Source organism: Dokdonella sp. (assembly GCF_039926425.1).
Classification (GTDB): domain Bacteria; phylum Pseudomonadota; class Gammaproteobacteria; order Xanthomonadales; family Rhodanobacteraceae; genus Dokdonella_A.
Window position 1 is genome coordinate 1 of sequence record NZ_JBDSWZ010000140.1, and the last position, 6,069, is coordinate 6,069.

Genomic DNA, 6,069 nt, shown 5'->3' on the forward strand with positions numbered 1-6,069 from the left:
CACCTTTTCCCCGCGAAACTCCATGATGCTCACGGTGTATACGAGCTTGCCTTCGTACGAAATGACGTACTCGGTCACCCAGAGATTGCCGAGTCCCACGACCCGCCGGACCTTAAACCCGGATGGCTTGGCGGGATGTCCGCTACGAAGCGCCTGCAGGTTGGACCGACCACGAATGATCTCGCGTGACTGCGGGTACTCGCACACGACGTCATCGTGATAGATGTCGTGCTCGGCAACCTGGTCGCCCGCGGCGGATGCGGCCCCATGTTGATCAATCGCTGCGCGGACGCTCTGCTCTTCCATCATTTGAAGTGGGCCCTGATTTCGCACCGGTGGGAGGTTGAGGATAACCCCAGCGGAGAACAAACGACGAAGTCGACAGCGAACGCACGCGCGGCATCGCAAAGGTGGGACTATGGCTCGGATCAAGCGTGGTCCGACGCTTCGACGCTGTGGCGAATCGATCTCGATCCGATACTTGTGGACGGCTTTCAGTGAGGCTCGTGCCAAGCGGCAACAACAGGTGTGCATCGCGCAGAACTGAAGAAATGCATTTTTACGCCAGTTCCGGGCGCACGCGTTGCGCGAAAGACCAAGTTGACGGTGAACGTGGACCCGCCGAAGGAGAAACAACAACCTGACCCCAGTTTCCCGAGTTTCCCGAGTTTCCCGAGTTTCCCAAGTTTCCCAAGTTTCCCAAGTTTCCCAAAGTGCAATGCTACGATCCTAGACCTGACCCCAGCGTCGTGCTTGCGCGTCAGATGCGCATTCACCCGCGACAGAATCTGCGGTGCCAGCTCGTTGACCTCCAGCAAGCGCCGGAAGCTGAGGATCGTCGTTTCGTGCGGGATGGGCGCTGTCAGCGACAGCTTCGCGAACGTGCGCAGCGGCGTCGTTTCGTACAGAGCCTCGTCCATCCCCGGGTCACTCAACGCATACCAGTTCTGCAGCAGGTGAACCCGCAGCATCGTCTGCACCCGATACGGGGTCGGCCCCGACCGGCGACCGGGTAGAACGGCGCGATCCACTCCAACAGCGAGCGCCAGGGAACGACCTGCTGCATCTCCGCGAGAAAAATCTCACGTCGCGTCTTCTTCCGCTTGCTCGAATATTCCGAGTCGCCGAAACTCATCTGGCTCATCGCGCGCTTCAGCTTGTATCGATCGGATCATCTGACCACAATTAGATCGACTTGTTCAGACCTTCCCTAATGGCGCACAGGGCGTGTTGTGAGGTGGTGAATGGGAAAATGGAAGAAATCAGTCATTCCTTTGAATCGGTTGTCAGATGCGAAGCTGAATTTAGCAAGAGCCGAGGCATGGAGGCGGGTAGTCCCGCTCCGGGACAAGTCAGAAGCCTACGCTGCCGGTAGTTCTCAGCGAGAAGCCAACGCTAGAGAATATGACCTACTGACAAGAGAGTTAGCAGCGATAGAAGCGACGATCCATGAGCTGCTAAGCGACCGGCGCCCGCGAATGGGGGCGTTGGGCAAGTTCTTGGGTTTAACGCGCGTTCCCCCTGGGGCGCTCAGTCAAATTGAGGTGCTGAAGAACAGACGCTCGGAGCTTGAGGCGCGGCAAAAAAACTTACACGGCGGACCGCCGGACCCTGCAAGGGCTTTCGCAACTGCCATGGAGCGATTGCTACGCTTTGACAGAGAAATCGATCGTAGAAAACGAAAATCTGAAGCGCTTGAGTCGCTGCGTGCGGCCGCTGCATTCGCAGCCGCGGACACTAGAAAAGTTGCGTCGTCGATCAAGCGGAAGCTGGAAAGGCAGCCCCTCTGTCCGTACTGCGGCTACAAATTAAATGAATTGCTTCATGCCGAACACATATACCCAGTCGCGAAGGGTGGGCGGTCGACGCGCGCGAACATGGTCAACGTTTGTGAATCGTGTAACGCGCGCAAGGGCAAAATGACATTGACGGCATTTATCAAAAAATATGAACTTAATCGCGAGGCTATCGAAGCGCGTTTGACCGCCCTTGGGAAAGAATTCTAGCTTCCAACTTGTAGAGGCCGATGCGATCGACGCAGAACTCATTTGGGCGGCATCAATGAGCGTCCGTAACCGCCACCAACGCATCAACAATCCCCGGATCCATCACGCTATGCCCCGCGAGCACGATCTTCAGATCAGCCTCGGGCCAAACGCTGGCGAGGTCGAACGCACTCCTGGCCGGACAAATGATGTCGTATCGCCCCTGCACGATCGTCGCCGGAATGTGGCGGATGCGGTCGATGTCGCGGAGCAGCTGGTTGGGTTCGAAGAAGCAGCCCTGCCGGAAATAGTGCACCTCGAGGCGCGCCATGCCGATTGCGCGTTCGGCTTCCTCGGTATCGTCCTGACTGTCCGGGTCGTGCAGCAGCGTCGCGCTGCCGCCGCCCCATGCATTCCACGCGCGTGCTGCGGCCAGCCGGATCGTCGCGTCGTCGCTGTCGAGTCGGCGTCCGTACGCATGTAGCATGTCGCCGCGTTCCTCGATGGGGATGTGCGCGAGGTACCGCGACCAGCGCTCGGGGAATATCCACGACGCGCCGCCATCGAGTTCGTTGAACCAGCGAAGTTCTTGCGGTCTTCCGAGGAAGATGCCGCGCAGCACCAGCCCGGTCACGCGGTCCGGATGCGCTTGCGCGTACGCCAGCGCGAGCGCTGATCCCCACGATCCACCGAACACCTGCCAGCGGTCGATGCCCAAATGCTCGCGGATCGTCTCGATGTCGCCGACCAGATCCCACGTGGTGTTCGCGCGCAGCTCGCCGTGCGGCGTCGATCGACCTGCGCCGCGTTGATCGAATAACACAATGCGATAGCGCGCCGGATCGAAGAAGCGGCGATGGTTTGCGGAGATGCCCGCGCCGGGCCCGCCATGCAGGTAGACCACGGGCAATCCTTCCGGACTGCCGCACTCCTCCACGTACAGTTCATGGACCGCATCGGCGCGAAGACGGTGCGTGCGATACGGCTCGATGTCCGGGTAGAGGTCCCGCATGGCGATGTCGGTAACGGCATAGGTCAATTGCGCATGCTATCAGCGGCGTCGCAGCGCGAACCCTCCAAACGCAGGACATGTCCCGAGCAATCAGTCGAAACCGTTGCCGAAGACGATGTCCGCGCCGGGATCACGCCATCGGGCCATGTGCAGCACAGGCGTGCCGCCGGCGTTGCTGAAAGAGCCGCCGACGGCGAGGTCCGCGCCGTAGACGCCCAGCGCCCGAACCGAGCCGCTGCTCGGCCCCCCGGCGGTGATCCCGCTGCCGAGTCCCAGCCATTGCGAGCCGGTCCATTTCGCGATCCGGTTCGCAACGATGCCACCGGCATGGGCGAACAGGCCGCCGACGACCAGGTCGTCGGCATACACGTCCAATGCACGGACCTCGTTGTCGACACCGCTGCCGAGCGCGGACCAGGCGGTTCCGTTCCATCGCGCCACATGGTTTGCATCGACGATGTCCATAGAGGTGAAGTCGCCGCCGGCGATCAACGCGTCCGAGTACACGGCGAGCGCATGGATTTCATCGTCGGCACCGGCGCCGAGCACCGACCAGGACGGGCCGCTCCACGCGGCGATCCGGCCCGCACTGATCGTTCCTGCACTGAAGAAATTTCCCGCAACCACCAGCTTTCCGGCGTAGACGGCCAGCGCATCGACGACGCCGTCGACACCGCCGCCGAGTTCCGACCACGCGCTCCCGTCCCACTTCGCGATGTGATTTGCAGTGCCGCTGCCAGCGGTCGTGAACGAGCCGGCAGCAATGAGGTTGCCGCCATGGACCGCGAGCGCGCGGACGGAGCCGTTGGTGCCGGCGCCGAGCGGGGTCCACTGCGTTCCGTTCCATTTCGCAATCCGGTTGGCCGCGATTCCGCCGGCCGTCACGAAATTCCCCGCGGCAATCAGCTCGCCGTCATACACCGCAAGGGCGTAGACGTAGGTGCTCATGCCGCCGCCCAACCCGGTCCATGCCGTTCCATCCCACTTGGCAACATAGAAGATCGGCGACACGGAGCCGATCGCCGTGAATTCGCCCGCCATCACGAGTGCGCCGCCGTAGACGGTGAATGCATGGACGGTATCGCTTGTGCCAGATGCACCGAGCTCCGACCACGTGCCGACGCCGTCGACGGAACCACGCGCCTGTGGGCCGCGCGGCATTGCGACGGTGCCTGACATGAGCACCATCAAGATTGCAAGAAATCTCGACATGGAAAACCCTCCCGACGTTGCGGAGGCCACTTCGGCTACCCGCTCATGTCTCACGGCGTCAAGTGGTGCAAAACCGGCTCACGCGCCCGTCGCCCGCCTGGCAACGCAGAGCCGGCGCCGGGCAATGACATAGGACGTGGATCGTTGATGCCCCGACGTGCGCCACTGCCGTAGCGAATGGGCGGAGCACGGCACGACGTGACCTGCTCGCCACCTCCTTCCCCGGGTTCAAAAGGTCGACGCAATTGCACGCAATGGAAGGACACGGTCATTGATGAACTTTCGCCAACCAGAGGGCGATTCCGGCGCACGCCATGCAATTGGCCTGGGGAACACGGTTATCATGCTGCGCTTGCACATCGCCCTCCCGCGTCGTGCCGACGAACGGACCTGTCTTGCATGCCTCTCACAACTTCTGTTTCGATCGCCTTTTCACTGGTCGAGGCCACGCGATGAAACGCTTTTCACTCGTCATCGCCGCCGCTGCACTTCTGCTGACCGCAACGGTTGGGCTTGCCGCTCCACCGAAGGCGCCTCCCGCGCCAGGACCGGCAACTGGTCTGGCCGACTCCGCGGCTCTCCGTGCAACCGTGTACGGCACGCCGCCGCAGGATCTCGCTCCGCTGCCCGACCGCGTGCCGTTGTTCGAGATGGACATCGCGATGCCGTGGGCGCGTCCTGTTCCGGATGTGTTCTGGTTCGACCGGAAGTTGCGCGTGTGGTTTTCGGCGCAGCCGAAGCCGGCGCCGCTGGCGATCATCATTTCGGGCACTGGCAGCGACGGCAACACGACGAAGTTGTCCTTGCTGCGCGCAACGCTTTACGGCGCGGGTTATCACGTGCTGACGATGCCGTCGCCGACCTTTCCGGGTTTCATCGTGTCGACATCGAGCACGGGCGTCGCCGGTGACCTGATGCAGGACGGACACGATCTCTACGGGGCGATGCAGCAGATCATTGCGCATCTGCCGACGGAGATCGAGATCACGCACATCGACATCCTCGGCTACAGCCTCGGTGGCGCGAATGCCGCCATCGTCAAGTCGATCGATGCAACCGAGGGCAAGCTCAAGATCCAGCGCGCGGTGATGATCAATCCGCCGGTGAGCCTGTTCACGTCGATCGGTCGCCTCGACAAGCTGTTCGCCGACAGCATCGGCGGCAATGCCGGCATTGAGCGGCTCTACCAGAAGCTCTACGCCCAGTTGGCCAACCTGTATCGCGCGTCGGAAGCGGTGCAGATCGACGAAAACTTCCTGCTCGGCGCAGCGGGCGCGGTGCTGCGCACGGATTCGGAATTCTCCGCGGCGATCGCGCTGACCTTCCGCATTGCGCTCGTCAACATGTTCTTTGCCGGCGATCTGTATGCAGGCACCGGCGTGGTGGTTGATCCGAAGCATCTGCCGCGTGTCGGCGATTCGCTGGAGGAGACACAGCGCATCCTCCGCACCAAACCGTTTTCCGAATACTTCACCAAGGTGTTCGCGCCGTATTACCTCAAGCACCGCGCGAACTCGACCAGCGAATCCCTGATCGCTGACAACCGCCTCGACATCATTGGCGATGCGTTGCGCAACAATCCGGACTACTACGCGCAGACCAACAGCGACGACCTGATCCTCGACAAGTCGGAGCAGGAGTGGCTGAAGAAAACGATGGGAAGTCGCATCGCCGTCTACGATCACGGCGGACACCTCGGCAACCTTGGAGACCGCCAGCAGATTGCGGACATGCTCCTCATGCTGTCCGGTCACTGGGCCGGAGGTGCGAAATGAACGCACGATTCCTGATTCTTGGCTGCGCGCTGTTTCTTGGCGCGTGCGCGTCGTCCGGCGTTCGCATCCGCAATCTGCCGGACGA

The 6,069-nt window shown here is 61.7% G+C and carries 5 protein-coding genes and 1 pseudogene; 2 read left to right on the plus strand and 4 right to left on the minus strand.

Going from position 1 to position 6,069, the window contains the following annotated elements; all coding sequences use genetic code 11:
* Both ABIV12_RS08405 and ABIV12_RS08410 read right to left on the minus strand, forming a co-directional pair.
* Positions 1-306 (minus strand): nuclear transport factor 2 family protein (locus tag ABIV12_RS08405; protein WP_348058196.1); only part of this gene is annotated, 306 nt, incomplete at its 3' end.
* Between the two features lie 446 nt (positions 307-752).
* Positions 753-1,144: pseudogene (locus ABIV12_RS08410) on the minus strand (transposase); the annotation flags it as partial.
* A gap of 100 nt (positions 1,145-1,244) precedes the next feature.
* On the opposite strand from ABIV12_RS08410, the gene ABIV12_RS08415 reads away from it, so the two are divergent.
* The gene (locus ABIV12_RS08415) at positions 1,245-2,006 is read left to right on the plus strand and encodes an HNH endonuclease (protein WP_348058198.1); all 762 of its coding nucleotides are present in this window, start codon (positions 1,245-1,247) and stop codon (positions 2,004-2,006) included.
* Positions 2,007-2,058: 52 nt separating this feature from the next.
* Here the strand turns inward: ABIV12_RS08415 and pip are convergent, their stop codons facing one another.
* Positions 2,059-2,997 carry a prolyl aminopeptidase gene (pip, locus tag ABIV12_RS08420; protein ID WP_348058200.1) on the minus strand — a complete coding sequence of 313 codons (939 nt, stop codon included), beginning with the start codon at positions 2,995-2,997 and terminating at the stop codon, positions 2,059-2,061.
* 90 nt (positions 2,998-3,087) lie between these two features.
* A complete protein-coding gene (locus tag ABIV12_RS08425; protein ID WP_348058202.1) occupies positions 3,088-4,209 on the minus strand; it encodes a hypothetical protein in 1,122 nt (373 codons plus the stop codon).
* Positions 4,210-4,661: 452 nt separating this feature from the next.
* Here ABIV12_RS08425 and ABIV12_RS08430 point away from each other — a divergent pair, with 452 nt between their 5' ends.
* Positions 4,662-5,984, plus strand: a complete 1,323-nt coding sequence (locus ABIV12_RS08430; RefSeq protein ID WP_348058204.1) for a hypothetical protein — start codon at positions 4,662-4,664, stop codon at positions 5,982-5,984.
* Positions 5,985-6,069 lie beyond the last annotated feature (85 nt).

Coding starts and splice junctions, on each gene's coding strand:
- ABIV12_RS08415 (WP_348058198.1), top strand. CDS start 1,245: ATGGGAAAATGGAAGAAATCAGTCATTCCTTTGAATCGGTTGTCAGAT.
- pip (WP_348058200.1), bottom strand. CDS start 2,997: ATGCGGGACCTCTACCCGGACATCGAGCCGTATCGCACGCACCGTCTT.
- ABIV12_RS08425 (WP_348058202.1), bottom strand. CDS start 4,209: ATGTCGAGATTTCTTGCAATCTTGATGGTGCTCATGTCAGGCACCGTC.
- ABIV12_RS08430 (WP_348058204.1), top strand. CDS start 4,662: ATGAAACGCTTTTCACTCGTCATCGCCGCCGCTGCACTTCTGCTGACC.